Origin of the sequence: Burkholderia sp. JPY481 (assembly GCF_038900515.1) — a bacterium.
GTDB classification, from domain to species: domain Bacteria; phylum Pseudomonadota; class Gammaproteobacteria; order Burkholderiales; family Burkholderiaceae; genus Paraburkholderia; species Paraburkholderia youngii.
On sequence record NZ_JAYMRT010000004.1, the window covers coordinates 51,801 to 77,701 of the forward strand.

The following is a 25,901-nucleotide window of genomic DNA, read 5'->3' on the forward strand; positions in this document are numbered from 1 at the left end:
GCCCGCCGGCCGGCTTCCATTACAGCGACAGCCGGTTGAAGATGCGGCGCGGAATCGAGCGAATGATCAGCATAATGCCCGCCCAGAACCACGGGGTATACAGCACGTCGCGGTGACGCGCCACGGCCTTCACGATGTCGGCGGCCACAGCCTGCGGTGTCGCCACGAGCGGCTTGGGCAACGGCAGGCCCTGCGTCATCGGTGTAGCGACGAAGCCAGGCTTGATCGTCACCACATGTCCACCGACCTTTTTCAGGCGTGCATTGAGTCCTTCGCAGAACGTGGCAAGTGCGGCTTTCGCACTGCCGTAAAGGTAGTTCGACGGACGTCCACGATCGCCGGCGACCGAGGCGATCACCGCCAATGTGCCGCTGCGCTGTTCCTCGACGATATTAGCGAAACGCGTCAGTAGCGCGATCACCGAAACGACGTTCGTCGTGAACTCGCGCACCGCGACGGCTGCGTCGCGCTCGCATTCGCGCTGATCGGGCAAGGTGCCCGGCGCAACCAGCACGATGTCGATGCTGCCGAGAGCGGCCCGGCATGCCTGCACGACCGCCTCCTGCGCGCCGAGATCGTCGATATCCAACTGGTGGCAGCTAACGAACCCGGCGCCGCGCGCCTTCAGATCGTCGGCGGTTTCCTGAAGGCGCCGCGCGTTGCGGGCGACCAGCGCGAAGCGTACACCCGGTCCATTCCATGCACGCGCGCAGGCCGAAGCGATGGCCGAAGTGGCTCCAATGATGACGATGTTCTTCATGAGCGAGTCGTTCGTTCCCAGAATCGAGAAAGCAAAGCAGGATCCCTCAGTGTCTCCAGGTCGGTCCACCGCGGGTAGGCCGCGCGGAAATCCTCCCCCGACATGTGCGCATCCTTTGCCGGATACAGACGTCCACCGCTCGCGCGGACGATCGCGTCGAGCGTATCGAACAGGCGCCGGTTGGACGCCTCGCGCTGCGGGAAGTCGAGCGCCAGCGAAGTGCCCTCCCGCGGAAAGGAAAGCCACCCCGGCGACCGAAGATCACCGCACCGCTTGAGCACGGCAAGAAACGAGCCGGTGCCGCTGCGCGAAATCGCATCGAGCACGTCGCGTATCGCCGCGCGCGCGCAATCTGGCGGGATTACGCATTGATATTGCTGGAAGCCGGAGCGTCCATAGATGCGGTTCCACTGCAGTAGCGCGTCGAGCGGATAGAAATAGCTATCGTATCCGACCTTCGCCTTGGTCTCGCCAGCGGCCTGGCGGCGATAATACGCCTCGTTGAAAAGACGCAGCGTCAGTTTGTTGAACACAGGAACGGGCGAGACGATGGGGACCGTGTGCTTTTTGCGGCGCTCGACTGCGAGCGGCCCTTCCGGCGCATGATCGCCGACCATGAAAATCCCCCGTCCCAGCGCCGCGCCACGGCTCTGGCAATCGATCCACGCGACGCTGTATTCATGATGCGGATCGAGGCGCTCGGACAGGACGAAGAATTCGTCGACATTGTCGAAGCGGATGCTCGATACATCCATCAGGCTCGTGCGGATTCGCATCAGTTGAATCTCGACCCACGTGATCAGTCCCGTGAGCCCCAGTCCGCCGATAGTCGCACCGAAAAAATCGGGCTCGGCGTCCGTCGCGTTTCTGGGCGCGCATTCGCGCTCGCTGCCATCGCTGCGCAACAGGCCGAAGCGGCGCACATGACGGCCGAAGGTGCCTCGGACGTGATGGTTCTTGCCGTGAACATCGTTGGCCACAGCGCCACCAAGCGTCACATATTTGGTTCCCGGCGTGACCGGCAGCATCCAGCCGCGCGGAATCGCGAGCTCGAGAATCGTCTCCAGCGTGACGCCCGCCTCGGCGCGCAGCACGCCACTCGACGCGTCGAAGTCGATGAGCCTATCGAGACCCCGCATGCACACGACCTGGCCCGCGGACGCGAGACAGCTGTCGCCGTAGCTGCGGCCCTGGCCGAATCCGAGCGTCGTGCCGCTAGCCGACGCCGCCGAGCGCCAGGCTGGCGCTACGCCGTCGCGCCACGCCGGTGTGTGCGGATTCTGCGGCGCATAGGGATAAAGCCCCCAGGACTGAACGTGCGCCATGTTTCAGATGGCCAGCCAGAACACGACAGCGCACAACCCGATGACGGCCCAGCTACCTCGATCCTTGGCGGCGAAAACGACAGGATCGTCGTGCATCTGGCCACGATGGGCGATGATCCAGATACGGCTGACCCAATAGAGCAGAAGCGGACAGGCCAGCCAGATGAACTGGGGATGGCGATACAGCAAAAGCGTGTTGGCGTCCTGGATATACAGCGCCAGCACCAGCACGGATAGATAGCCAGCCGCCGCTCCGAGCGATGAGACCAGCGAAAGATCACCCGCCACATATCCCCGGCCCCGCGACGTGACGAGCCCGCGCGCCTGCAGCAGGTGCAGTTCGGCAAAGCGCTTGACCAGGGCGAGACTGAGGAAAATGAACATCGAGAAAGCGAGCAGCCAGAAGCTCAGCCGTGCATCGATGGCCGCGCTCCCCGCCACGATTCGCGATGTGTAGAGGCAAGCGAGCGCCACGACGTCCACCATGACGTGCCGCTTCAGATAGAAAGAGTAGGCGAGCGTCAGCGCGTAGTAGGCGATCAGCGCCAAGGTGAATCGGTACGGCAGTAACGCGTGGGCGATTCCGAACCCGATCACCAATAGAACCGGAAACAACATCGCGCCCTGCCATAGCGGCAAGGTTCCTGCCGCGAGCGGGCGCCGACGCTTGGTCGGGTGGTGCCGATCGTCCTCGAGATCGAGCAGATCATTCAGCAGGTAGACGCTCGATGCGCACAGCCCGAACGATATGAAACCGAGGGCGGCCATGGCGAGCAGATGCATCGACGTTGCCTCGTGCGCGGCCAACAGCGGCAAGAAAATCAGCAGGTTCTTGAGCCACTGATGTAACCGCAGTGACTTCGCCCACACCCGGGTGCGAGGCGGACGCGTCTCGATGACGGTCTCGACGTTGCCCCGCCTGCGCGCGACCCGCTCGACGCCGACCGATGGGTTGACCACGTAGGCGCGGTCGGCAACCTCCCACACGGGAACGTCCGCATGCGAATTGCCGGCGTAGTCGAAGCCCTTTTCGCTGAATTCCGCGACCAGCCGATCCCGCTTGTTGCGCGAGCTCAGGTTCACGTTGCCATTGGTCGCGAAGGTTTGGTCGAACAGACTCAGGTGATCGGCAATCGCATGCGCGAAGCGCTCATGGCTCGCGGTGGCAAGCACGAGGCGGCGACCGGCGGCGCGCTCCTGCTTGAGCCAGTCCAGGACCGTCTCGTCATAGGGCAGCACCGTCACGTCGATATTGGTCGTCTGCGCGAGACGCGACTTGAGCCCAGGCTTGCCAAAGCGCAACAGCCAGAGTAGCGGCTCATAAAAACGGTGAGGCGCGGCTTTGAAAAATGCGAATGCGCTTTCGATCAGCACATCGGAGCGCATCAGCGTTCCGTCGAGATCGACTACGAGGGGCTTTTGACTCATTTGAGCGGGCCTAAACAGAGAAAAGTGTGATCACGCGAAACGCTCTTCCGCTCCCCCACTCCCCGAATGATGGCAATCGCTGGCGGCCAACAAGGATCTCGTTCGCCGAGTGATATTTACACCGCCCTTCCCGGCATAGGGTTGGCAACATGGGCGCCCGCATTATGCGAGGCGCTCGTCGCGCGACAGGCACAACTTCAACGCCTCCTTCCAATGCGGCGCGGCGAGCCCGAACACACGCGCCAGTTTGTCGTTCGACATCCTCGAATTGGCGGGGCGCTTTGCGGGCGTCGGGTAGTCCGCGGCCGGAATCGGCAGCGTGTTCGGCCTGTTCGGCAAATCCGCGAGTTCGAAGATGGCCGACGCGAAGCCGTGCCACGACGTCGAGCCGCCCGCGCACAGGTGATAGATGCCGGAACGCTCGTTCCACCACTTCACGCCGTCTTCGGCGGCGAAGCCCTGCGCGCACAGATGCCCGGTCAGCGTCGCGATCGTGTTGCACCACGTGGGCGCGCCGAACTGGTCGGCCACCACCTTCAACTCGGCACGATCGGCGCCTAGCCGCAGCATCGTCAGCAGAAAGTTCTTGCCGCGCGTGCCGTACACCCAGCTGGTGCGCAACACGAGATGATTGACGCCGCTCGCCGCGATTGCCTGCTCGCCCGCGAGCTTGCTGGCACCGTAGACGTTCTGCGGATCGGTCGGATCGTCCTCGACGTACGCGCCTTCCTTGGCGCCGTTGAACACGTAGTCCGTCGAATAGTGGATCAGCGCGGCGCCGACCTTTCTCGCTTCGTCGGCGAGCACGCCCGGCGCTTCGCCGTTGATGCGCATTGCCAGCTCGCGCTCCTCGTCGGCCTTGTCCACCGCCGTGTACGCGGCCGGATTGACGATCAGCGCGGGACGCAGCTCGCGCACCACTGCGCGAATCTGATCGAGGTTCGACAGATCAAGCCGTGTGCGATCGACCGCCACCACGTTGCCGAGCCCTTGCAGCGTGCGAGCGAGCTCATAGCCGACCTGGCCGTTTACGCCGGTGACGAGAATCGTCCGTGTCGCGTGGTGTGCGCTCATGCGATCCCCTTATGCGTAGACTTCGGCGTCGGCGAGACGCTTGCCCGCCGCATCCTTGGCCGCGAGCAGCGGCTCGAAGTCGATCGGCCATTCGATGCCGATCGCCGGATCGTTCCAGGCGATGCTGCGCTCGTGTTCCGGGAACCAGTAGTCGGTGGTCTTGTACAGGAACTGCGCGGACTCCGACAGCACGACGAAGCCGTGCGCGAAACCGGGCGGCACCCACAGCTGCCGGTGGTTCTCCACCGACAACGTCACGCCGACCCACTTGCCGAAGTTCGGCGAACTCTTGCGGATGTCGACGGCGACGTCCAACACCTCGCCCTCGACCACGCGCACGAGCTTGCCCTGTGCATGCTGGATCTGATAGTGCAGACCGCGCAGCACGCCGCGAGCCGAGCGCGAGTGATTGTCCTGCACGAACTCGACGCCCGGCTCGACTTTCTCGGCGAATTCGAGCGCATTGAAGCTTTCGAAGAAAAAGCCGCGCGCATCGCCGAACACCTTCGGCTCGATGATCTTGACTTCGGGCAGCGAGGTTGGGGTTACCTGGATGGCCATGCGACTCGATCCGTCAGAATGTTTTGCAGGTACTGGCCGTAGCCATTTTTCGCGAGCGGCCTGGCGAGCGCGAGCAGTTGCTCGCCGTCGATCCACTGGCGCCGGTACGCGATCTCTTCCGGACACGCGACCACCAGACCCTGGCGCTTCTGCAGCGTCGCGATGAAGGTCGCGGCTTCGATCAACGAGTCGTGCGTGCCGGTGTCGAGCCACGCGTAACCGCGGCCCATGATCTCGACGTTGAGCGCCGCGTTCGCGAGGTAGCGCGAGTTCACGTCGGTGATTTCGAGCTCGCCGCGCGCGGACGGCTTGATGTCCGCGGCGATGTCGCAGACCTGCTTGTCGTAGAAGTACAGGCCGGTGACCGCGTAGTTCGAACGCGGCTTGGCGGGCTTTTCCTCGATCGACAACGCGCGGAACTGCTTGTCGAATTCGACCACGCCGTAGCGCTCCGGGTCCTGCACGTGATATGCGAACACGGTGGCGCCTTCGGTCTGATCGTCCGCGCGTTCGAGCTGCTTCGCGAGATCGTGGCCGTAGAAGATGTTGTCGCCGAGAATCAGCGCCGACGGATCGTTGTTCACGAACTCGCGGCCGATGATGAACGCCTGCGCGAGCCCATCCGGCGACGGCTGCACCGCGTACTGGATGTTCATGCCCCACTGGCTGCCGTCGCCGAGCATCGCCTCGAAGCGCGGCGTGTCCTGCGGCGTGGAGATGATCAGCACGTCGCGAATACCCGCCACCATCAGCGTGGACAGCGGGTAGTAGATCATCGGCTTGTCGTACACCGGCAGCAGCTGCTTGGAGACGACGTGCGTGATCGGATACAGGCGAGTGCCCGAACCGCCCGCGAGAATAATGCCTTTGCGCGCCATTGCCGTGCCTTTACGCGCGCTGCGCGTAGTTGGTCTCTACCCACTTCCGGTATTCGCCCGAAGCGACTTCGTCGACCCATTGCTGGTTGTCGAGATACCACTGGACCGTTTTGGCGAGCCCCGTCTCGAACGTTTCCGCCGGCTTCCAGCCGAGTTCCCGCTCGAGCTTGCGGGCGTCGATCGCGTAACGGCGGTCGTGGCCCGGACGATCCGTCACATAGGTGATCTGGTCGCGATAGGAGCCCGCCGCCTTCGGACGCTGCTGGTCGAGCAGGTCGCACAGCGTGTGCACGACCTCGAGATTCTTCTTCTCGTTCCAGCCGCCGACGTTGTACGTCTCGCCCGGCGTGCCGCGCGCGAGCACTTCGCGGATCGCGCTGCAATGGTCGCCGACGTACAGCCAGTCGCGCACGTTCTGCCCGTCGCCATACACCGGCAGCGGCTTGCCGCCGAGCGCGTTGGCGATCATCAGCGGAATCAGTTTTTCGGGGAACTGGTACGGACCGTAGTTGTTCGAGCAGTTGGTGGTCAGCACCGGCAGGCCATACGTGTGATGGTAGGCACGCACGAGGTGATCCGAGCCGGCCTTGGTCGCCGAATAGGGGCTATTCGGCGCATAAGGCGTCGTTTCGGAGAACTGCGGATCGGTTGCGGACAGCGAGCCGAACACTTCGTCGGTCGACACGTGCAGGAAGCGGAATGCGGCGCGCTCCGCTTCACCCAGCGTGTTCCAGTAGCTGCGCGTCGCATCGAGCAACGTGAAGGTGCCGACCACGTTGGTCTGCACGAAATCGGCCGGACCGTGAATCGAGCGATCCACATGGCTCTCGGCCGCGAAATGCAGCACGGCGCGCGGCTTGTGTTCGGCCAATAGCGCGTCGAGCGCAGCGCGATCGCAGATGTCGACGCGCGCGAAAATGTGTTTGGAATTGCCCTGTAGCGACTTCAGCGTGCCCAGGTTGCCGGCGTAGGTCAGTTTGTCTACGTTGAGCACCGCTTCGTCCGACGCATTCAGCCAGTCGAGCACGAAATTGGCGCCGATAAATCCGGCACCGCCCGTTACGAGGATCATGTAATTCCCTTGTGGGTGTGAGCGGCGCCCGAAATCGACTCGCCGACCTTCTCACGATGCGTAATGGTTTCCGATTCTGCAGCAATCCGTTGCATTCGCTTGTGCGCAAGCATACGCTCGGACGCTATTCTTATGATGACCCGATTATACGGTTGTCCACGCCAAAAATTCGAATTCAACCATTTGAAACAGCCTCACCATTCTGGCTGCCGTTTGCTGTCCTAGTGACTGTTTATGCGGTCGCTAACACGAACCGAGCACAGAAACGCCATGACATGTCGCGCTCGACACCGTTAATGGATCGTATCCAGTCGACCGGACGCCGCCGCGGCGTGTGCTGTGCCCTGCGTGTCAGGCTCACCCGCCCCACACCGCTTCGATCACGGTGTGCCCACGCCCGCTCAACTTCTCGACCAGATAGCGGCCGGTAAAACCGTTCGCACCGGTGACGAGCGTGCGAAACAATTGCTTCGCGACGGGAGACGACATGCTGGCTTCGTTCACGAGAGAGTCATCCTGTTGTTGTATTGGAATAGCGCACGCGGTCCATGCGAGGTTGTCCGCGTCCCACAACGTGATCGCGCAATATCCGAACCCCAAACCGGCTATTATGTCACGCTAGCTTGCTGCTCTGCCGTGGCACGCGTCGTGCAACACCGCGCGTATCGAATCGACCTGATTTCCTCGATGACACCCCACAACGCTTCCAGTACGTCCGCTCCCCTCGTTCCCCTTGCTTTCGGCGATCTGCAAGGCTGCCGCGCGCCGTTTCAGCAACTGCTCGCCAAAGCCGCGCCGCCGGACGGCACACCGCTGTGGTTCGCCGGCGATCTGATCAACCGCGGTCCCGACTCGCTCGACACTTTGCGGGACGTCATCGCGTTCGGCGAGCGCGCGGTGCCGGTGCTCGGCAATCACGATCTGCATCTGCTGTCGGTGTCGGCGGGGATTCGCAAGTCGAAGAAAGGCGACACGATCGAAGACATCCTCGCCGCGCCCGATGCTGCCGATCTGCTGGAGTGGATTCGCCACCGGCCGCTCGCGCATTTCGACAACGGCATGCTGATGGTGCATGCGGGCGTGCTGCCGCAATGGGATACGACGCTGACGCTGGAACTCGCCGACGAATTGCAGCGCGCGCTGCGTGCGCCGAACTGGAAAGAAACGCTTGCCGGCCTGTACGGCAACGAGCCGAACCGCTGGAAGCCGGGCCTGAAGGGAATCGAGCGTCTGCGCGTGACGTGCAGCGCGTTGACACGCATGCGCTTTTGCAGCGCCGATGGGGTGATGGATTTCAGCAGCAGCGGCACGCTCGCATCCACGCCGAGCGGTTGCATGCCATGGTTCGACGTGCCGTCGCGCCAGACCGCCGACGTGACCGTCGTGTTCGGTCATTGGGCCGCGCTGGGCCTGATGCTGCGCGATAACCTGATCGGCCTCGATTCGGGTTGCGTGTGGGGGCAGAAGTTGTCGGCGGTACGGCTCGCACAAAATCCGTCAGAGCGTACGTTGACGCAGGTCGATTGCGATTCGTGCGGCGTGCCGCGCGGGGGCAATTGAACAGAAGGCGGCGACGCTGCCCGGCAGCACCGCCGCTCAGGCCGAGCGGCGCGGCTGATCGACGGGCTCGATCAGCGTTTCCGGCGTCTCGGCGGCGTCGCACGACGGCGCGGCAGTTGCCACGTCGCCCTCTTGCGCGACTGTCCCCGCCACTGCGTTGCCGGCCTGCATGTCCCGCAACGCGTTCGCCACCACGTTCTGAGCCTGCGCCGCGAGCACCCGCCGGTCGGCGTTCGGGGCGAGCGGTGCGCCGACATAGACGTGAGCGGTTAGCGGACCGCCACGCAACAGCATGTCGAGCGAGTCGGACAATGACACATCGTCGATATACGCGGGTGCGGTCGACTGCCGGCCCTGCGCATCCTCGTACATGATGCACAGCGGCTGCACCGGCACACCGGCCGACACCGCCGCCTGGAACATGTTCGCGTGAAAGGGCAGCAACTCGAGCCCGTTCGACGTCGTGCCTTCGGGGAACACGCACATCAGTTCACCCGCACTGAGCCGATCGGCGAGTTCGTGCATGATCCGCTTCGCGTCGCTGCGCTTCTCGCGCTGGATGAACACCGTATCGAGCTGCTGCGCGAGCCAGCCGACCACTGGCCATTGCCGGATCTCCGCCTTCGACACGAACGGCGTCGGCCGCCACGCGTTGATCACGTAGATGTCGATCCACGAGACGTGATTGGCGACGACGAGCGCGCCACGATCGAGCCGCACCGCATCGTTATGCACGACGAGGCGCATGCCGCACAGCCGCAGCATCTTCAACGACCACGCGCGATTGAGCGCGTGTCGCCGCTCGGCGCTCGCGTTCGGAAAGCGCGTCGCGACGGTCCACATGCCGTGCAGCAGATGCGTGATGAGACGGATCTTGCGTAACGCGAGCTTCATGGCCGGAGCTTTCCTTGACTGGACCGAGACGATACCCGCTCAGCGCTGTTCGTACGCGAGCTGACCGGACACGACGGTCGCGCGCACCTGCGCCGGCAGCTCGTAGCCGAGGAACGGCGTGTTGTGCCCCTGGCTCTTCAGCGCGCGCGGCTCGACGCGCCAGTGAGCATGACGGTCGAACACGCAGAGGTCGGCCACCGCGCCGACCGCGATGCGGCCAGCCGCTTCGAGGCTGAGCACCTGCGCCGGCGCCGCGGTGATGCGATTGAGCGCGCTCGCGAGCGGCACGCCCGCTTCGTCGGCCCACTTGACCGTCAGCGACAGGAACAGTTCGAGGCCGGTTGCGCCGGGCGTCGCTTCGGCGAACGGCAGCAGCTTTTCGTCGTCGTCGACCGGCGTGTGCGCCGAGCAGATCGCGTCGATCGTGCCGTCGACGAGGCCTGCGCGGATCGCTTCGCGATCGCGCTGTTGACGCAGTGGCGGATCGAGCCTGAACTGCGCGTCGAAATAGCCGATGTCGAGGTCGATCAGATGCACGTGGTTGACCGTGACGTCGCACGACACCGGCAGGCCTTCGGCCTTCGCCGCGCGCACGAGCGCGACGCCCGCCGCCGACGACACATGCGACACATGCACACGCGCGCCGGTCACGCGCACGAGTTCGAAGATCGTATGCAGCGCGATCGTTTCGGCCGACACCGGCACGCCCGACAGACCGAGCCGCGACGCCAGCGCGCCGCTCGCGGCGACGCCGCCCTTGCCGAGGTACGCATCGACGGGACGCAGCCACACGGTGAAGCCATAGGTCTTCGCGTATTGCAGCGCGCGCATCAGCACCTGGGTATCGACGATCGGCGTGTCGGCCTGCGAGAAGCCGACGCAGCCCGCCTCGGTCAGCTGGACCATCTCGGTGATGACTTGCCCCTTCAGACCGACCGTCAGCGCACCGAGCGGATACACGTGCGCCTTGTTCAGATTGCGCGCGCGGAACTTCAGCATTTCGACGAGGCCCGGCTCGTCGAGCGTCGGATCGGTGTCCGGCGGACATACGAGGCTCGTCACGCCGCCCGCGAGCGCCGCGGCCATTTCCGAGCCGAGCGTCGCCTTGTGCTCGTAGCCCGGCTCGCGCAAACGCGCGCACAGGTCGACGAGACCCGGCGCGATCGACAGACCGTGGGCGTCGATCGTGCGCTCCGCCTGGAAGCCGGCCGGCGCCTGGCCGAGAGCGGCGATCTTGCCCGCCTCGATAAAAATGTCCTGCTGCTGTTCGGTGCCCGCTGCCGGATCGATCAGCGTGCCGCCTTGAATATGAATCTTCATGCGCTGCCTTTGTTAAACCTGTGGTTCAGCCCTGTGGTTCAGCCTATCGTTCGGCTTCCCGGTCAGTCGTCGCTCAGTCGTTATTGCCCGCGACGATCCCCATCACCGCCATGCGCACCGCGATACCGAACGTCACCTGATTCAGGATCACCGATTGCGGGCCGTCCGCGACCTGCGAGTCGATCTCGACGCCGCGGTTCATCGGACCGGGATGCATCACGATCGCATCGGGGGCGGCGAGCGCGAGTCGCTCGGGCGTCAGCCCCCAGCTCTTGAAGTACTCCTGCGACGACGGCAGCAACGCGCCGCTCATGCGTTCGTTCTGCAGGCGCAGCATGATGATCACGTCGACATCCTTCAGCCCTTCGTCGAGGTTGTGGAACACGCGCACGCCCATCTGTTCGAGGCCGCCCGGCAGCAGCGTGCGCGGACCGATCGCGCGCACTTCGGGCACGCCGAGCGTGGTCAGCGCATGAATGTCCGAGCGCGCGACGCGCGAATGCAGGATGTCGCCGACGATCGCCACGCGCAGCTTCGTGAAGTCTTTCTTGTAGTGGCGGATCGTGTACATATCGAGCAGACCCTGCGTCGGGTGCGCGTGACGGCCGTCGCCGGCGTTGATCACGTGCACGTGCGGCGCGCAGTGCTGCGCGATCAGGAACGGCGCGCCGCTCGACGCATGACGCACGACGAACAGATCGGCGTGCATCGCCGACAGGTTGTTGATCGTGTCGAGCAGCGATTCGCCCTTGCTCGTCGACGACGCGTTGATGTTCAGATTCAGCACGTCGGCCGACAGCCGCGTGGCCGCGATCTCGAACGTGGTACGGGTGCGCGTGGAGTTCTCGAAGAACAGGTTGAACACCGACTTGCCGCGCAGCAGCGGTACCTTCTTCACTTCGCGATCGGTCACGCTGACGAACTGGTCGGCGGTCTCGAGAATGTGATTGACGATGGCCTTCGGCAAGCCCTCGATCGACAGCAGATGCTTGAGCTCGCCGTTCTTCGTGAGCTGCGGGTTGCCCTTCAGGAAGCCGTAGCGGAAGCGCTCGGATGCGCTAGCGGAGGAATCTTGCGGAGCCTGGGTGGCGGTGTTCATGATGTACCTGCTTCAAATACGGGCGTCAACGTGATCGAGGTCGGCGCGTCGCTCGCGCGAGTTTCAATCGACGCGTGCTTCAGTGTGAAAAGAGAACCGCTGGCCGCCCGCGCCGTCGTCTTCGTGGGCCAGCACGAGCGTCGCGTCGGCCGGCACGTCGACCACGCCGCCGACGAAGCGCGCCGCCACCGGCAACTCGCGTCCGCCGCGATCGGCGAGCACCGCGAGTTCGACTGATGCCGGCCGGCCATAGTCATACAGCTCGTTTACCGCCGCGCGAATCGTGCGGCCCGTGTACAGCACGTCGTCGACCAGCACGATGCGGCTGCCATCCACCGCGAACGGCAGCGAGGTCGGGCTCGCCTGCGAGTGCAGCCCTTTCTTCGCGTAGTCGTCGCGATGCAGCGCGACATTCACCACGCCGAAGCTCGCCAGGTGCAGGTCGCGCGCGAGCCGCTCGGCGAGCCATGCGCCGCCGCTATGGATACCCGCTAGCACCGCCGCCTGGGCGCCGTCGTGCGCTGCGGCGAGCTGGTCGCCATAGGCCGCGCGAATCTGGTCGAGCAACGCGCGATACAGCGCTTCGGCGTCAATGGAACTCATGATCGTCGGAAAGTCCGTCAAGATATTGCTGGAGGATGATGCTCGCGGCTTCGGCATCGAGCATGTCGGCGCGGGCGTTGCCGGCGCGGATTTCCGCCTCGGCCTCGACCGACGAATAGCGCTCGTCGACCCACGTGACCGGCAGATTGAAGCGGCCGTTCAGCTGGTTGCCAAAGCGCTTCGCGAGTTGGGTGCGTTCGTGCGGCGTGCCGTCGGGGTGCATCGGCAGGCCGACCACCAGCGCATCGGGCTTCCATTCGGCAATCAGCTTGCCGAGCGCCTCGAAACGGTAATCCTTGCTGCGGTTCTGCACGACGACGAGCGGCCGCGCGCGGCGCGTCAGCGAATTGCCGACCGCCACGCCGATGCGTTTCACGCCGTAGTCGAACGCAAGCAGCGTCGCCTCACGTCCGGCCGGCAGATTCATGCGCGGCCCCTCATGCGTGCCCGGCCTCGCCCGACAGCATCGACAGCGACACGCCGAGCAGCGCGAGCGCCGCTTCGAGACGATCTTCGGCCGGCACGTCGAAGACGATCTTCGGATCGGCCTCGACCGTCAGCCAGCCGTTCTTCGAGATTTCGTCTTCGAGCTGACCGGCGCCCCAGCCGGCGTGGCCGAGCGTCAGCAGAAAACGCTCGGGACCGTTGCCGCTCGCAACGGCCTCGAGCACGTCTTTCGACGTGGTCATTTCGAGCCCGCCCGGCACCGACATCGACGACGTGTACGCGCTGCCGCCTTTCGGATCGTGCAGCACGAAGCCGCGCTCGGTTTGCACCGGGCCGCCGAAATACACGGGAACATGGAGAAGAGGTTCGATCTCGAGCTTCAGATCGATGCGATTGAAGAGCGCTTCCAGGTCGATATCGGTCGGCCGGTTGATCACGAGGCCGAGCGCGCCGCGCTCACTGTGATCGCAAAGGTAGACCACCGTTCCTGAAAACGTCGGATCGGCCATGTTCGGCATGGCGATCAGGAACTGGTTGGTCAGATTGATGCGATCGGTACTCTTGGACATAGTTCGGATTTTAGCAAAGACGATGCGCGATGGCGGGCTGCTTTGAGCATGGCAACGCGTTGGGTTGCACGCTACGTGCGGCGTCATCGACGCCGGATCAAGTTCCACTCTATCACGCGCGCGACTTGCGCCATGCCGCGATCAGGCGCCGAAACACCGCGTAGAACGGCAGGTTTGACGCGCGTCGCGTAGTAGCGCAATTGTGACTTGTCACAATGGGTTTCAGCGGATTCGGCACGCGTCGGTCGAGACGTAGCCGACGCAATTCGCGCGCCACGTCGCGCGTTTGGTTCAAGTTTGCTTGCGCTTCACGCGCCGCCCTGCTCGATTGCGCGCGTGAGCGCGGCGAGCGCCGCCTGCGTGGAGCTGCCCCCGGCCGGCCCAACACCCGCGGCGACCTTGTGCAGCGACGCGCGCAACGCCTCGGCGGCCTGTTCGAGCGTGTCGGCCGCCGGCGCGCCGACGATCACGTGTACGCGCACCGCCGGCGTCGCGACCGCCGCATGCGCACGACGTCGCCATGCGAGCCCGAGCGCATCGGCGAGCAGGGCCACGTGACCAAGGCCGAGCGCGCAGGCGGCCGAGCCGAGCCGGTAGGCGGCGTCGCCCGCCTGCAGCGCTTCACTCGGGTCGGCTTTCTCCGGCTGATCGGCCGCGCGGGCATGGGCGGCGAGCGCCTCGATCGACGCTTCGGCGGTCTGCAGGAAATCTTCGTATGCGTTCGCGTTGACGCTCAGCGCGCCGAGATCACGCGTGTGCGGCAGCGACTGCGCTTCGAGCGCGCGCGCCTCCCACAGCGCTTCCGACGACTGCGTGCCGGCGACGTGCCAGTCGACGGTCAAGCCGTAATCGTGCAGCACCTCGACCTGGTCGGCGTCTTGCGCGGCCGCGCCGAACAGCGCGTAGTCGCGCCACAGCAGCGCGAGCGTGGCGCGCACCAGCGAACGCGGCGCCCGCTCGATGCCGCGCGCGTGATCGGCGAGCGCCAGGTTGCAGCGCGCGTAGAAGCGCCGTGCGTCGATATCGCGAATTGCATGGCCGCGCGCGCGCAGCGCCTTGGCGCAGGCGCGCGCGAGCCGCCAGAAGTCGTAGGGATCGGGGCCGGCGAGTTCGGCGAAGACGGCGTCGAGCTCGTCGAGCGCGGCGTTCGTGACCGCAAGCGCCACCGCGCTACCCGTGTCGGCCTGCGAGCGCAGCACCGGCAGCAGAGCGCGCTCGTAGCGTGCCCGCAGATGCGCCAGCTGGTCGGCGGATTGCGCGTGCAGCGACGCGGGCGGCACCGGCCGCGCGCACAGCGCGAGGTCTTCGAACGCGACGGCGGCGCCCGGCGTGGGTTCGACGAGTTGCGCGCACAACTCGCGGTAGTGGTTGAACAGCGTCGGCGAGCAGCTGAGCTCACGCAGATTGTGACGTTCGAGCGCCGCGCGGAAGTCCCGCAGCGCCGCGCCGAACACCGGCCGGGCGCTTTGCGCTTCGGCCGACTCGTCGCTCGCGAGCGGCGAGAGGCGCACCAGCGCGTCGGCGAAACGCTGCGCGCTGAGCCAGCCCGCCGTGCGCAATGCATGCGACGCGCGCAGCAGCGCGGCGCCGCTCTCGTGGCGCTGCTCAAACGCGAGCGACGCCTCGGCGAGCGCAAGTTCCGCGGAGCGGACAGCGCCGCCGCGCGGATTCGGCAGTGCATCGATGGAAACGGGTGCAGCGGATCGAAGAGTCATGGGCAGGCGACACGAAGCTGACGGCGCCGTCGCTTCGCGCCGCGTGCCGAGTGAGCGGCCACCGCGCGAACCGGCGACAGGACAATGACAGACTACCGTTGCGACACGACGCGTCCGGCGATGTTCCGCGCCAGCGCGCTCTGACAGGCGCCGGGCGCGCCGGACGCATCAAGCGATTGCAGCAATTGTGCGGTGGAGACACCGCTCACCTTCGGGATTGAAGCTCAGGGTTCAGGTTGGGGACCGAACCTCGGGACCCCGTTTGGAGGCCGAAGCTTGCGGCGGGTTGCCGTGCTTCAGATCTGGACCATTTCGAAGTCTTCCTTGCGCGCTCCGCACTCAGGACACGTCCAGTTGATGGGCACGTCTTCCCAGCGCGTGCCCGGCGCAATGCCTTCGTCGGGCAAGCCGGCCTCTTCGTCGTAAATCCAGCCGCAAATCAGGCACATCCAGCTTTGATATTCCATTCTTTTGTCGCGTCGTTGAGTCCGTGGAAACGGGAGCCATGATGGTACCGTGTTGCCGCCCCCATGCCTAGCAATCGAAAACGCGCAATCGTAGCGTGGACCGGCCTTCGGCGGGGCGCCCACGCGCCGTGCCGGCGCCGCTTGCGGCGTCTTGCCACGCGTTGGGCGGGTGCCAGCGGCACCGTAGAGTGGGCCCTCGGGCAAGCTGCGCGAAAAAACGCCCTGTCAACGGTTTAGGCCGCATAATTGAGCCACTTGCGCACTGTGCGCCGAAATCCTGCTTTTCTCATCCATTTTCATGCCCAGCGACACGCCTCCGATCGTCCTCACCTTCGGCCTCTCCGATCCCACTGGCGGCTCCGGCCTGCAGGCGGACCTGATGACACTTGCCAGCATGGGCTGCCACGGCGTCTCCGTGCTCACGGGCTACACCGTGCGCGACTCGGCGAGCTGCGATGAAGTGACGGGCCTTGACCCGGACATCGTCGCGACGCAGGCGCGCATGCTGCTCGAGGACATGCCGATCGCCGCCTTCAAGGTCGGCGCGTGCACGCGCGCCGAAGTGGTCAGCGCGATCGCGGAAGTGGTGGCCGACTACGACGATGTCCCGCTGATCCTCGCCCCGGACTTCACGCTCGACGACGAACACGTGCTCGCCGCCGACGAACTGCGCGAAGCCATCGCCGATCTGCTCGCACCGCAAACCACACTGCTGGTCGCCGACGCGTCGACGCTGCTCGCGCTTGCGCAGCCCGACGGCGACGCCGAGGCGCCGAGCCTCGACGCCGCGATCTCGCACCTGCTGTCGCAGGGCTGCGAATACATTCTGTCGACGGAAACCGGCACGCACCGGCTCGTCAACACGCTCTTCAGCGAGGACGGCCAGTTGCGTCAGGATATGTGGGACCGCGCGCCCCATCGGCTGACAGGCCTGACCGATACGCTCGGCGCAGCGATCGCCGCGCTGCTCGCCAACGGCCAGGAGCCCGCGGAAGCGGTGCGCGAAAGCCAGGAGTATCTGTATCAGGCGGTGCGCAATGCGTTCCGACCCGGCATGGGGGCGTACATGCCCGATCGGTTCTTCTGGGCACGCAGCAGCGACGACGACGAAACCCCGCCCGCGCAAGGCAAGGGCGCAGCGCCCGGGGAAGCGCGGCACTGACCTGGTCATTCATCGGTAATCGATCGCGGATTCCACGGAACGCCCGCACAACGCTGGCACGTGGCGACAAGGCTGGCACTGCGAGTGAGCCAGAGGAGTCAGGAGAACTTTTACATGAAAGAGCCGCCCAGCTTCGTGCAACGCTTCCCCGGCAAAATCGCGGCGCAGGACCGCCTGCGCATATTCGATCAGACGCCCGCCACGATCTGGCTGACCGGCCTGTCCGGCGCCGGTAAATCGACACTGGCGTTCGCGCTCGAGGAGCGGCTGATCGCGCTCGGTCATGCCTGCTATGTGCTCGACGGCGACAACATCCGCCAAGGTCTGGCGAGCGATCTGGGCTTCGAGCGCGACGACCGGCGCGAAAACATCCGCCGCGTCGCGCACGTCGCCCAGTTGATGAACGACGCGGGTTTGATCGTGATCACCGCGCTGATTTCACCGCTACGCGAAGACCGCGCAATGGCGCGCGAGATCATCGGAGCAGACAAGTTCGTCGAAACCTACGTCTCCGCCTCGCTCGCCACCTGCGCGAGCCGCGATCCCAAAGGTCTTTACGCGAAGGCGAGGTCAGGCGAGATCAGCTCGTTCACCGGCGTATCGGCACCCTATGAAGCACCGATCGATCCCGACCTGCACGTCGACACCGGAACGCTGAGCCCCGCGCAAAGCGTCGCGCAGATCTTCCACTACCTGCGCGAAAAGTGTCTCGGAGGATCGGCTCAGCGTACGGCTCACGCCGCGGGCGCCTGATCCGGATTCGGGGCGTCCCGAAGCGCTCACCGGCCGCCACATCAACCCGACGCCCAAACGAAAAAACCCGCCTGAGCGGGTTTTTTCGTTTGGGGAAACGCCTCGCGGCGCACTCCCCCTCATGGACTTCCAACCGGGCCTCGTCCGTGATCCAGACGCGCGGCAATTCAACCACGCGACCGGACCACGAGGCCCGAGCGGAATTACATGTCCATGCCCATGCCGCCCATGCCGCCGGGCATGCCGCCAGGCATCGGAGCATCTTCCTTCGGCAGTTCGCAGACAGCTGCGTCGGTCGTCAGCAGCAGGCCAGCAACCGAAGCTGCGTTTTGCAGCGCCGTGCGCGTCACCTTCGTCGGGTCCACGACACCTGCGTCAACCAGGTCGACGTACTCGCCGGTCGCTGCGTTGTAGCCGTAGTTGCCCTTGCCAGCAGCAACCGCTGCCACGACGACGCTCGCTTCTTCGCCACCGTTGGTGACGATCTGGCGCAGCGGCTCTTCCATTGCGCGCAGAACGATCTTGATACCTGCGTCCTGATCGGCGTTAGCGCCCTTCAGGCCAGCGATCGCCGTACGTGCACGGATCAGCGCGACGCCGCCACCAGCGACGATGCCTTCTTCCACAGCTGCGCGCGTTGCGTGCAGTGCGTCTTCGACACGTGCCTTCTTTTCCTTCATTTCGACTTCAGTCGCAGCACCGACCTTGATCACTGCAACGCCGCCTGCCAGCTTGGCAACGCGTTCTTGCAGCTTTTCACGGTCGTAGTCCGAGGTCGCTTCTTCGATCTGCTTGCGCACTTGCTTGACGCGAGCTTCGATGTTCGCTGCTTCGCCAGCGCCGTCGATGATCGTGGTGTTTTCCTTGCCCACTTCGATACGCTTCGCCTGGCCCAGTTCAGCCAGCGTTGCCTTCTCGAGCGTGAGGCCGGTTTCTTCAGCGATGACCTGACCGCCGGTCAGGATCGCGATGTCTTCCAGCATCGCCTTACGACGATCGCCGAAGCCCGGCGCCTTGACAGCAACGGTCTTCAGGATGCCGCGGATGTTGTTGACCACCAGCGTTGCGAGCGCTTCGCCTTCGACGTCTTCAGCGATGATCAGCAGCGGACGGCCAGCCTTCGCGACTTGTTCCAGAACCGGCAGCAGATCACGGATGTTCGACACCTTCTTGTCGTGCAGCAGCACGAACGGGTTGTCGAGCACGGCAACTTGCTTGTCCGGGTTGTTGATGAAGTACGGCGACAGGTAGCCGCGGTCGAATTGCATACCTTCGACGACGTCAAGTTCGTCTTGCAGCGACTTGCCGTCTTCGACGGTGATCACGCCTTCCTTGCCGACCTTGTCCATTGCCTCAGCGATGCGCTCGCCGATCGACGAATCGCTGTTCGCCGAGATCGCGCCAACCTGGGCGATTTCCTTGTTGGTCGTGCACGGCTTGCTGATCTTGCGCAGTTCTTCGATTGCGGCTGCAACAGCCTTGTCGATGCCGCGCTTCAGGTCCATCGGGTTCATGCCCGATGCGACGTACTTCATGCCTTCGCGGACGATCGATTGCGCGAGAACCGTAGCGGTCGTCGTGCCGTCGCCTGCGTTGTCGCTGGTCTTGGAAGCGACTTCCTTGACCATTTGCGCGCCCATGTTCTGGAGCTTGTCTTTCAGTTCGATCTCTTTTGCGACCGACACACCGTCCTTGGTGACCGTCGGGCCGCCGAAGCTGCGCTCGAGGACCACGTTGCGGCCCTTCGGACCCAGCGTGACCTTCACGGCGTTGGCGAGAATGTTCACGCCTTCGACCATCTTGGCACGGGCGGAATCACCGAATACGACGTCTTTAGCTGCCATCTTCTAACTCCTTGAATACTTTGGATATAACCGGGGAAGTAGCGACGTTGCGCTTACTTCTGCACCACGGCCATGATGTCTTCTTCGCGCATCACAAGCAGTTCGTTGCCGTCGACCTTGACGGTCTGGCCTGCGTACTTGCCGAACAGGACGCGGTCGCCGACCTTCACGTCGAGGGCGATCGCTGCGCCCTTGTCGTCGCGCTTGCCCGGGCCGACTGCGAGGATTTCACCTTGATCCGGCTTTTCCGCTGCGGCTTCGGGGATCACGATGCCCGACGCGGTCTTGGTTTCCTGATCCAGACGCTTGACGATCACGCGATCATGCAAAGGACGAAGGTTCATACATACTCCTCTCTGATTGAGACTGAAGAACGCTGAGAAAACCCGGCTGGACGAGCCAACCGGAGATGTTGTTAGCACTCTCGTGCAGCGAGTGCTAATTATATGGACGGGTAGTGACAAATTCAAGAAGTGCGGAGGAGCGACACCGCGGGCGGGGTTTTGCCCGACCGGCGGGGTGCGGGCGCATCGGCGCAGTCATGCGCGTGACCTGCGAACCCGAGCAAAAACAAATACTTGCAGCGAGGTTCGTGGCCTATCGCCGCAGCGAGAAGGGGCGGTATCGCAGACAAACAACAACCGCGCACCGTACTCCATCCCGTCGGATCTCCTATTTCCAGGGAAAACCCCCGTCCGGTCGAGCATAAGGTCGCAAGGCCCGTACGGCCCGCGACACCGACCGGCTCATCCGGTTCGACTCACTTCTGCGCAGGCGGGCGCAACGCATTACCTGCCATCCACTTGAGCCGTTCGCAATTGAGCTTGATGCGCGCTGCGAATTCCTTCGGATCTCGCTCGCGCAGTGCGTTCATCTGGCTATTGGTGTCGTCGCCGCGATGCCAGCCCGCGTCCCAGCGCTGATCGAAATCGGTCGCTCCGGTCAGCACCTTTCGGAGCCGCTCCTTATAGGCGCCGATCCGCTCGGGCGACGCGCCGCAAAACGCCTGCGCGAAATTCGCCCGCTCGCCCGCCGTCTCCGCGCTCATGTTGGCGTCGCTCGCGCCGCTCGCGAGCGGCGCCGCGAGCGACAGCATCGACCAACAAAGCGCAGCGCAAAGCGGTCGATAGCGATACGATAGGTTCTTCATCTTCGACTCCTGACGATCCTTCGTGGCGACCAGGGATTGTCCCGATCTGCAACGCCGCTTCGCCGATTGTGTCCTGATTGCACTGCACGATGGCGTTTTCGCGCGCTATTCGATGCATCGCGCGGCCAAGCCGCGGTGCTACGCTCGTTAAAGCGGCATTCGCGACGTGCCCTTCCGGGGAGCCGTGGCACGAGCACCGCAACGCCACGGCCTATCGGCAGGCCGCGACAGAAACACGAGCGCCAGGCATCAACAACAAGCTCGAAACGACACGAAATCAAACACAAAAAGGCGAGACATCGCTGCGGGAGTGACTGCGATGGCATTTAAAACATATACCGTACTGACGCTATTGGTGACGAGCACAGCCGCGTTCGCGTGGCGGCCAGTCACCTATCCGATCCGAAGTCAGAGCCCTTACGAGCGCAGCATCGATAACGCGATGTGCTACGCCGAGGCGAACCGCGTGACCGGGGTCAACATGGCCCACGAGTCGCAGATTCCGCCGCGTCATCCGCCGGCGGCCAAAGGTGCGTCGACCGGCGTACCGTCGAAACCCCCGCTTCCCCCCAGTTCCTTCTCGGCCACGCCGCTGCCGTGGAACGCGAGCGCGCCCGAAGCCGCGAGCGCGCCGCTCGCCGGCGCGCAAGCGCCTGGCGGCGCATCGTCGACGAAACCCGTGAACGAAGCCGCGGCCGGCGCCAGCGCGCCTGGCGCGCCGGCCACCGCGGCGGCGAATGCACCGCCGAACGCATCGGCGGCGGCACCGGGCGCAACGTCGGTAGCCGGCGCATCGGACGGAGCGGCCGCTTCGACGCAGGCCAACGCGGCGTCGAACGTGAAGCTGCCGCCGCTGCCCGCGCCCGAGCCTCCGATGACCCGCTATTGGGCCGCCTACGGCGCGTGCATGCAGGCGCGCGGTTACGTCGTCCAGTAGTTCGGCCGACGCCGCCTGCGAGCGTCGTCGCATTCATTCTTTTTGATGGCGCCGGCCTTCGGCGCCAGTGGAGCGACACGGCCATGCCGCGCGACTCGACTTCCGACCAGCCGTTTTTCCATCACTGCGCATACTGCGGCGTGCCGCTGCCGGGCCGTTTTTCGCCGTGTCCCGCATGCCATGCGCTACCGATCGATTCGTTCGATACCGACGACAAGCCCGGCGAGCGCGCCGCGCGATCCCGGGCGCTGAGCACATCGCGCGCGCAACTCGACCCGCTGCCAGCGGCCGCGAGCTTGCCCGCGGACCGTGCGTCGCGACGCTCTGCGCAAACGAAGATGAGCCCCTACGAACTGCTCGACGAGGCCACGTTCGAGCCGGGCGGGCGTCGACGGCGGCACCCGCTCGCGCTAACCGCGGCCGCGCTCGCGACGCTCGGCGCGGTGTATATCGGCTTCGCTCTTCTCGACGACGATGCGAACGTCGACACGCCGGTGACGGTCTTCGGCACGGTGCACCCGGACAACCCTAGGCAAGTCCCTGCGCAGGACGTTGCGCAGAATGCGGCGCCGCCGGTTGCCGCGGCGCCGACGCCCGTGGCGCCGCAGCCCGCGTCGATGGTCGCGCAAGCGCCGCGTCCTGTTGTCGTCGCGCGGCAGCAACCGGCGAACGTGCGGGCGCCTGTCGCGCCATCGGCGCCACAGGTCGTGGCGACCGCGCCTGCCGTGGCGCCTTCGGCATCGTCCGTCGTTTCGAACGGGCCTACCGTAACGCGCTCGTCAACGCCAGTCGTGGCGGCGGCGCCGAACGTGGCGCCATCCTCGTCGCCCATCGTTGCGACGGCGCCGACCGTCGCAGCAACCTCACCGCCCGTCATAGCGACCGCGCCAACCATGACGCGGTCGTCGCCGACCGTTGTGGCGACCACGCCGACCGCCGCGCCATCCTCACCGCCCGCCGTGACGACCGCGCCTACCGTGACGCGATCGACGCCGACCGTCGTGGCGACCACGCCGACCGTCGCGCCATCCCCACCGCCCGTCATGGCGACCCCGCCAACAGTGGCGCGCACGGCACCGACCGTCGTCGCGTCCCCGCTTACCGTGACGCGATCGGCGCCGCCCGTCGCGGCGTCCGCGCACACCGTAGCGCGATCGGCACCGCCCGTCGTCGCGTCCGCGCCTACCGTGACGCGTTCGTCACCGCCCGTCGTGGCGACCGCGCCGACCGTCGCGCCATCCTCACCACCCACCGTGACGCGCTCGTCACCGCCCGTCGAGGCGACCACGCCCACCGTAGCGCGCTCATCACCACCCGTAGTCGCGACCGCACCCGTCCCAGCGCGACCGTCAACGCCAGTCGTTGCGACCACGCCGCCCGTCGTGCCATCGTCTCCACTCGTCGTCACGACCGCACCCACCGCAGCACCAACGCCGAAATCGAGCGCGGCCGTCGCCGCGCCCACGCCGCGCGGTACGGCGGTCGCGTCGATCAACACTAACCCCAGCAGCAACACCGACACGATGGCCGCCCCGCTCACGCTAGCCGACAAACAGCGCGCCGATGCAGAGCGCAATCTGATCGCCGCGCGCGGCTACCTGCAACGAGGCAATCTGTCGGCGACCAAAGTGCGCATCGCGGCGGCCATCACCGCGCAGCCCAATAATCGCGACGCGCGCCGCATGCGCGCCCAGGTGAGCACGCTAGAGCAGCAGCGCGACGCGTTGCTGAGTCTCGCGCGCGGTTGCGGCAACGTCGGACATTGGGAGTGCGCGTCGCGCAACGCCAACGAAGCGTTGCGGATCGATTCGAGCAGCAAGGCCGCGCAGCGGCTCGCCGCGCTCGCGGCGAACGAGTCGGCGTGGCAGACCATGCAGCCGACGGCGGAAGAATCGCGCGCATTGCGCGATCTGCTGCGCCACCACTAAGCTAAGGATTGCAAGGGATCCCGCGAGATGGCGGCACAAAGATGCCGCCAATCACGCCCGCCCGCACGGCGCCCCGAGAGATGCGCCGCGCGGTCGGCCGTGTCAGCCGGCGATGCTGTCGTAGCCGTAATAGCCGCCCTGATACCCCGAGCCGAGGAACGCGGCTTCCTGCGGCACGTCGGTGAGCAGCACGCCGCGCAAGCCGACGCCACCGTTACGCAGGCGTTTGGCGGTTTCGATGATCTCGTGCAGCGGCTGACGCCCATGCCGCACGACGAGCAGCGACGTCGCCGCGTATTTGCCGATCAGTGTCGAATCGGTCACGGCGAGCACCGGCGGCGTATCGATGATCACGACGTCGTATTGCGGCTTCAGCAGCTCGAGCATCGCCTCGAAGCGTCGGCTCATCAACAGCTCGGCCGGGTGCGATGGCAGCGTGCCTTTCGCGAGCACGTCGAGGCCGGGCAGCACGTCGCGCTGGATCATCGCATTGAGATCGCCGCCGCACAGCACGTCGGACAGTCCCGGCCGATGGCTGACGCCGAAATGCGAATGCACGTCGCCGCGCCGCATGTCGCCGTCGATGATCAGCACGCGCTTGTTCGCCGACGCGACCAGCGTCGCCAGATTCACCGACAGGAACGACTTGCCCGCATCGGGCCGCGAGCCGGTGATCATCACGACGTTATTGGCCGCATGATCGAGCGACAACTGCAGCGACGTGCGCAGATTGCGCACGCCTTCCACCGCGAGGTCCTCGGGCGCCTGCTGCGCGAGCACATGCTGCCCGCGCAGGCGCAGCGACACCTTTTCCTGCAGGCGCAATTGCGTCTGGCTGCGCGGCACCACCGCGAATACCGGCACGCCGAGCATCCCCTCGAGTTCGTCCGGGCGTTCCACGCCGCCGCGCATCGCGCGCTTCAGGAACACCAGCAGCAAGCCGAGCACGAGGCCGCCGCCGAGCGACATCAAAATCACCAGCATCCGCTTCGGCCGCACCGGATCGTCGGGCGTTTCGGCGAAGTCCACCACGCGCACGCCGCCCACCTGCCCGGCCTGCGCCACCCGCAGCCGCTGCACGCTGTTGAGCAGGTTCGTGTACAGATCGGTGTTCACGTGCACGTCGCGCTGCAGACGCAACGCGGTCTGCTCGGTGTCGGGCATCGTCGAGACGCTGCGGTTCATCGTGCTCTGCGCGCCCTGCAATGCGGCGATCTGCGCATCGAGCGCGGCGACCGTCGGATGGTTCGGCGTGAACTTCTGCAATAGCTCCGCGCGCTGCTGCTGCAAATCGAGCAGCTTCGTCTTGTTGTCGACGATCTGCTGCAGCAGCAGCCTGCTTTCCTCGCCGAGATCGACGGTGCCATGGGTATTGCGGAACTTGCCGTAGCGCTCTTCCGCATCGTCGAGCGCCTTGCGCGCGGCGGGCAGTTGCTGCTCGAGATACGCGAGCGTGTGATCGGACTCGCTCGAACGGCTCGCCAGATCCTGGCGCACGAACTGGCGCGCCACGTTGTTGACGGTCGCCGCGGTCAGCGCCGGGTCGGCGCCTTCGAGGCTCACGCGGATCACGCCGGAGTCCTCGGCCGTCTCCTGCACGACCATCGTCTTCGCCAGACGCTCCACCGTGCCGAGCGTCGAAGCGCGCGTCAGTTCGAAACGCGAGCCCGGTGCGCCGACCAGTGTGTCGACGTGCAGCGTGATCGGCCCGACCGCGGTGTCGGTCCGCACGGTCTCGCCGACGCGCCCCGACAGAATCGCGCTGCCGTGAGGATCGCGCAGCATGAAGGTGTTGCCGGCGCCCGCAATCAGCGTGAAGGTCTCGCCATACAGGTCCTTCGACACGTCGAAGCGCGACACCGCGATGCTCTCGTTGCCCCACGCGAAGCCGCGCAGGTTGATGAACGACGGCAGCCGGAACCACCAGTGCCCGTTCACGAGTCCCGCGATCTTGCTGCCGATCACCGGCAGATAACGCGGCTTCGCCGTGATGTCGAGGTGCAGCGCGCGGACCGCTTCCTCGGTGACGAGACGCGACTTCAAAAGCTCGATCTGCGCCGCGGTCGACGGCTTCGAGTCGTACGCGCCGGGAAGCGGCGATGCCGCATCCCGGCCGTTCGCATTGACGTTCGCCGCGTTCGCCGTCCTGTCCTGAACGTGAAACAGCACGTCCGAACGATAGACCGGCGGCGTGAGGAACGCGTACGCGCTACCGAGCGCGAGCGCGATCAGCGTCACGATGAGGATCGTGCGCCAACCGCGCACGACCGTGCGCACGTAGTCCGACAGATGCAACTGCCCCGGTTCATACACGCCGGCGTAGCGATTTTCGTAATTGATTGCCATGTTTTTCAC

Annotated in this window: 26 protein-coding genes; 5 read left to right on the forward strand and 21 right to left on the reverse strand. The window is 65.3% G+C overall.

From position 1 onward, the window contains the following. Positions 1-19: 19 nt before the first annotated feature. The 8 genes from VSR82_RS12245 to VSR82_RS12280 form a co-directional block, all read right to left on the reverse strand. Positions 20-760 (reverse strand): SDR family oxidoreductase, encoded by a 741-nt coding sequence (locus VSR82_RS12245; RefSeq protein WP_152850842.1) that lies wholly within the window; start codon positions 758-760, stop codon positions 20-22. Then, positions 757-2,085, reverse strand: coding sequence for an FAD-binding oxidoreductase (locus tag VSR82_RS12250; RefSeq protein ID WP_498857717.1), 1,329 nt, complete (start codon positions 2,083-2,085; stop codon positions 757-759). The genes VSR82_RS12245 and VSR82_RS12250 overlap by 4 nt, the downstream gene beginning before the upstream one ends. A 3-nt stretch (positions 2,086-2,088) precedes the next feature. Then, positions 2,089-3,513: a UbiA family prenyltransferase gene (locus VSR82_RS12255; protein ID WP_152850844.1), complete on the reverse strand. Its 1,425-nt coding sequence runs from the start codon at positions 3,511-3,513 to the stop codon at positions 2,089-2,091. Between the two features lie 162 nt (positions 3,514-3,675). Beyond that, positions 3,676-4,587: a dTDP-4-dehydrorhamnose reductase gene (gene rfbD, locus VSR82_RS12260; RefSeq protein ID WP_498857718.1), complete on the reverse strand. Its 912-nt coding sequence runs from the start codon at positions 4,585-4,587 to the stop codon at positions 3,676-3,678. Between the two features lie 9 nt (positions 4,588-4,596). Next, positions 4,597-5,148, reverse strand: a complete 552-nt coding sequence (gene rfbC, locus VSR82_RS12265; RefSeq protein WP_429460733.1) for a dTDP-4-dehydrorhamnose 3,5-epimerase — start codon at positions 5,146-5,148, stop codon at positions 4,597-4,599. Beyond that, the gene (gene rfbA / locus VSR82_RS12270; RefSeq protein ID WP_152850847.1) at positions 5,133-6,026 is read right to left on the reverse strand and encodes a glucose-1-phosphate thymidylyltransferase RfbA; all 894 of its coding nucleotides are present in this window, start codon (positions 6,024-6,026) and stop codon (positions 5,133-5,135) included. The genes rfbC and rfbA overlap by 16 nt, the downstream gene beginning before the upstream one ends. A gap of 10 nt (positions 6,027-6,036) precedes the next feature. Next, positions 6,037-7,098, reverse strand: a complete 1,062-nt coding sequence (gene rfbB, locus VSR82_RS12275) for a dTDP-glucose 4,6-dehydratase (protein ID WP_368585864.1) — start codon at positions 7,096-7,098, stop codon at positions 6,037-6,039. 357 nt (positions 7,099-7,455) lie between these two features. Beyond that, positions 7,456-7,587 carry an NAD-dependent epimerase/dehydratase family protein gene (locus VSR82_RS12280; protein ID WP_429460736.1) on the reverse strand — a complete coding sequence of 44 codons (132 nt, stop codon included), beginning with the start codon at positions 7,585-7,587 and terminating at the stop codon, positions 7,456-7,458. Between the two features lie 198 nt (positions 7,588-7,785). Between VSR82_RS12280 and VSR82_RS12285 the strand changes: the two genes are divergently transcribed. After that, positions 7,786-8,658 carry a symmetrical bis(5'-nucleosyl)-tetraphosphatase gene (locus tag VSR82_RS12285; RefSeq protein ID WP_429460738.1) on the forward strand — a complete coding sequence of 291 codons (873 nt, stop codon included), beginning with the start codon at positions 7,786-7,788 and terminating at the stop codon, positions 8,656-8,658. 36 nt (positions 8,659-8,694) lie between these two features. Here the strand turns inward: VSR82_RS12285 and VSR82_RS12290 are convergent, their stop codons facing one another. From VSR82_RS12290 to VSR82_RS12325, 8 genes are all read right to left on the reverse strand, one after another. Beyond that, positions 8,695-9,552: a lysophospholipid acyltransferase family protein gene (locus VSR82_RS12290; RefSeq protein ID WP_429460740.1), complete on the reverse strand. Its 858-nt coding sequence runs from the start codon at positions 9,550-9,552 to the stop codon at positions 8,695-8,697. Between the two features lie 39 nt (positions 9,553-9,591). Then, positions 9,592-10,872, reverse strand: coding sequence for a dihydroorotase (locus tag VSR82_RS12295; RefSeq protein ID WP_429460742.1), 1,281 nt, complete (start codon positions 10,870-10,872; stop codon positions 9,592-9,594). A 73-nt stretch (positions 10,873-10,945) separates the two neighbouring features. Then, complete coding sequence (locus tag VSR82_RS12300) at positions 10,946-11,971, reverse strand: aspartate carbamoyltransferase catalytic subunit (RefSeq protein WP_008920711.1); 1,026 nt, start codon at positions 11,969-11,971, stop codon at positions 10,946-10,948. A 63-nt stretch (positions 11,972-12,034) separates the two neighbouring features. Further along, positions 12,035-12,574 (reverse strand): bifunctional pyr operon transcriptional regulator/uracil phosphoribosyltransferase PyrR, encoded by a 540-nt coding sequence (pyrR, locus tag VSR82_RS12305; protein ID WP_429460744.1) that lies wholly within the window; start codon positions 12,572-12,574, stop codon positions 12,035-12,037. After that, entirely contained in the window at positions 12,561-13,001 is a 441-nt protein-coding gene (ruvX, locus tag VSR82_RS12310) for a Holliday junction resolvase RuvX (RefSeq protein WP_368585858.1), read from the reverse strand. Before ruvX ends, pyrR begins: the two co-directional genes overlap by 14 nt. A 10-nt stretch (positions 13,002-13,011) precedes the next feature. After that, positions 13,012-13,590, reverse strand: a complete 579-nt coding sequence (locus VSR82_RS12315) for a YqgE/AlgH family protein (RefSeq protein ID WP_013088593.1) — start codon at positions 13,588-13,590, stop codon at positions 13,012-13,014. Between the two features lie 308 nt (positions 13,591-13,898). Beyond that, a complete protein-coding gene (locus VSR82_RS12320; RefSeq protein WP_429460747.1) occupies positions 13,899-15,305 on the reverse strand; it encodes a FimL-related protein in 1,407 nt (468 codons plus the stop codon). Between the two features lie 296 nt (positions 15,306-15,601). Next, positions 15,602-15,772: a rubredoxin gene (locus VSR82_RS12325; RefSeq protein WP_006047743.1), complete on the reverse strand. Its 171-nt coding sequence runs from the start codon at positions 15,770-15,772 to the stop codon at positions 15,602-15,604. A 298-nt stretch (positions 15,773-16,070) separates the two neighbouring features. Between VSR82_RS12325 and VSR82_RS12330 the strand changes: the two genes are divergently transcribed. Both VSR82_RS12330 and cysC read left to right on the forward strand, forming a co-directional pair. Beyond that, a complete protein-coding gene (locus VSR82_RS12330; RefSeq protein WP_368585856.1) occupies positions 16,071-16,934 on the forward strand; it encodes a hydroxymethylpyrimidine/phosphomethylpyrimidine kinase in 864 nt (287 codons plus the stop codon). A gap of 114 nt (positions 16,935-17,048) precedes the next feature. Next, a complete protein-coding gene (gene cysC, locus VSR82_RS12335) occupies positions 17,049-17,687 on the forward strand; it encodes an adenylyl-sulfate kinase (protein WP_429460749.1) in 639 nt (212 codons plus the stop codon). A 203-nt stretch (positions 17,688-17,890) separates the two neighbouring features. On the opposite strand, the gene groL is transcribed toward cysC, so the two are convergent. From groL to VSR82_RS12350, 3 genes are all read right to left on the reverse strand, one after another. After that, the gene (groL, locus tag VSR82_RS12340) at positions 17,891-19,531 is read right to left on the reverse strand and encodes a chaperonin GroEL (protein WP_013088588.1); all 1,641 of its coding nucleotides are present in this window, start codon (positions 19,529-19,531) and stop codon (positions 17,891-17,893) included. Between the two features lie 53 nt (positions 19,532-19,584). Beyond that, complete coding sequence (groES, locus tag VSR82_RS12345; RefSeq protein WP_008923887.1) at positions 19,585-19,875, reverse strand: co-chaperone GroES; 291 nt, start codon at positions 19,873-19,875, stop codon at positions 19,585-19,587. Between the two features lie 416 nt (positions 19,876-20,291). Continuing rightward, a complete protein-coding gene (locus tag VSR82_RS12350; protein WP_429460752.1) occupies positions 20,292-20,681 on the reverse strand; it encodes a hypothetical protein in 390 nt (129 codons plus the stop codon). A gap of 319 nt (positions 20,682-21,000) precedes the next feature. Here VSR82_RS12350 and VSR82_RS12355 point away from each other — a divergent pair, with 319 nt between their 5' ends. Continuing rightward, complete coding sequence (locus tag VSR82_RS12355) at positions 21,001-21,618, forward strand: hypothetical protein (RefSeq protein WP_429460754.1); 618 nt, start codon at positions 21,001-21,003, stop codon at positions 21,616-21,618. Positions 21,619-21,964: 346 nt separating this feature from the next. Here VSR82_RS12355 and VSR82_RS12360 read toward each other — a convergent pair whose 3' ends face one another. Further along, entirely contained in the window at positions 21,965-23,140 is a 1,176-nt protein-coding gene (locus VSR82_RS12360; protein ID WP_498857719.1) for a hypothetical protein, read from the reverse strand. A gap of 1 nt (position 23,141) precedes the next feature. Between VSR82_RS12360 and VSR82_RS12365 the strand changes: the two genes are divergently transcribed. Then, positions 23,142-23,546 (forward strand): hypothetical protein, encoded by a 405-nt coding sequence (locus VSR82_RS12365; protein WP_498857720.1) that lies wholly within the window; start codon positions 23,142-23,144, stop codon positions 23,544-23,546. Positions 23,547-23,648: 102 nt separating this feature from the next. On the opposite strand, the gene VSR82_RS12370 is transcribed toward VSR82_RS12365, so the two are convergent. Continuing rightward, positions 23,649-25,892, reverse strand: a complete 2,244-nt coding sequence (locus VSR82_RS12370) for a polysaccharide biosynthesis tyrosine autokinase (protein ID WP_429460758.1) — start codon at positions 25,890-25,892, stop codon at positions 23,649-23,651. Between the last annotated feature and the right edge of the window lie 9 nt (positions 25,893-25,901).

Bases quoted from the DNA above. Each gene is read 5' to 3' on its own strand.
- VSR82_RS12370 (WP_429460758.1), bottom strand. From the start codon at position 25,892: ATGGCAATCAATTACGAAAATCGCTACGCCGGCGTGTATGAACCGGGG.
- rfbC (WP_429460733.1), bottom strand. From the start codon at position 5,148: ATGGCCATCCAGGTAACCCCAACCTCGCTGCCCGAAGTCAAGATCATC.
- VSR82_RS12330 (WP_368585856.1), top strand. From the start codon at position 16,071: ATGCCCAGCGACACGCCTCCGATCGTCCTCACCTTCGGCCTCTCCGAT.
- VSR82_RS12290 (WP_429460740.1), bottom strand. From the start codon at position 9,552: ATGAAGCTCGCGTTACGCAAGATCCGTCTCATCACGCATCTGCTGCAC.
- VSR82_RS12300 (WP_008920711.1), bottom strand. From the start codon at position 11,971: ATGAACACCGCCACCCAGGCTCCGCAAGATTCCTCCGCTAGCGCATCC.
- ruvX (WP_368585858.1), bottom strand. From the start codon at position 13,001: ATGAATCTGCCGGCCGGACGTGAGGCGACGCTGCTTGCGTTCGACTAC.
- groL (WP_013088588.1), bottom strand. From the start codon at position 19,531: ATGGCAGCTAAAGACGTCGTATTCGGTGATTCCGCCCGTGCCAAGATG.
- groES (WP_008923887.1), bottom strand. From the start codon at position 19,875: ATGAACCTTCGTCCTTTGCATGATCGCGTGATCGTCAAGCGTCTGGAT.
- cysC (WP_429460749.1), top strand. From the start codon at position 17,049: ATGAAAGAGCCGCCCAGCTTCGTGCAACGCTTCCCCGGCAAAATCGCG.
- rfbB (WP_368585864.1), bottom strand. From the start codon at position 7,098: ATGATCCTCGTAACGGGCGGTGCCGGATTTATCGGCGCCAATTTCGTG.
- VSR82_RS12255 (WP_152850844.1), bottom strand. From the start codon at position 3,513: ATGAGTCAAAAGCCCCTCGTAGTCGATCTCGACGGAACGCTGATGCGC.
- VSR82_RS12325 (WP_006047743.1), bottom strand. From the start codon at position 15,772: ATGGAATATCAAAGCTGGATGTGCCTGATTTGCGGCTGGATTTACGAC.
- VSR82_RS12245 (WP_152850842.1), bottom strand. From the start codon at position 760: ATGAAGAACATCGTCATCATTGGAGCCACTTCGGCCATCGCTTCGGCC.
- VSR82_RS12350 (WP_429460752.1), bottom strand. From the start codon at position 20,681: ATGAAGAACCTATCGTATCGCTATCGACCGCTTTGCGCTGCGCTTTGT.
- rfbA (WP_152850847.1), bottom strand. From the start codon at position 6,026: ATGGCGCGCAAAGGCATTATTCTCGCGGGCGGTTCGGGCACTCGCCTG.
- VSR82_RS12250 (WP_498857717.1), bottom strand. From the start codon at position 2,085: ATGGCGCACGTTCAGTCCTGGGGGCTTTATCCCTATGCGCCGCAGAAT.
- VSR82_RS12355 (WP_429460754.1), top strand. From the start codon at position 21,001: ATGGCATTTAAAACATATACCGTACTGACGCTATTGGTGACGAGCACA.
- VSR82_RS12285 (WP_429460738.1), top strand. From the start codon at position 7,786: ATGACACCCCACAACGCTTCCAGTACGTCCGCTCCCCTCGTTCCCCTT.
- pyrR (WP_429460744.1), bottom strand. From the start codon at position 12,574: ATGAGTTCCATTGACGCCGAAGCGCTGTATCGCGCGTTGCTCGACCAG.
- VSR82_RS12315 (WP_013088593.1), bottom strand. From the start codon at position 13,590: ATGTCCAAGAGTACCGATCGCATCAATCTGACCAACCAGTTCCTGATC.
- rfbD (WP_498857718.1), bottom strand. From the start codon at position 4,587: ATGAGCGCACACCACGCGACACGGACGATTCTCGTCACCGGCGTAAAC.
- VSR82_RS12320 (WP_429460747.1), bottom strand. From the start codon at position 15,305: ATGACTCTTCGATCCGCTGCACCCGTTTCCATCGATGCACTGCCGAAT.
- VSR82_RS12280 (WP_429460736.1), bottom strand. From the start codon at position 7,587: ATGTCGTCTCCCGTCGCGAAGCAATTGTTTCGCACGCTCGTCACCGGT.
- VSR82_RS12365 (WP_498857720.1), top strand. From the start codon at position 23,142: ATGGCCGCCCCGCTCACGCTAGCCGACAAACAGCGCGCCGATGCAGAG.
- VSR82_RS12295 (WP_429460742.1), bottom strand. From the start codon at position 10,872: ATGAAGATTCATATTCAAGGCGGCACGCTGATCGATCCGGCAGCGGGC.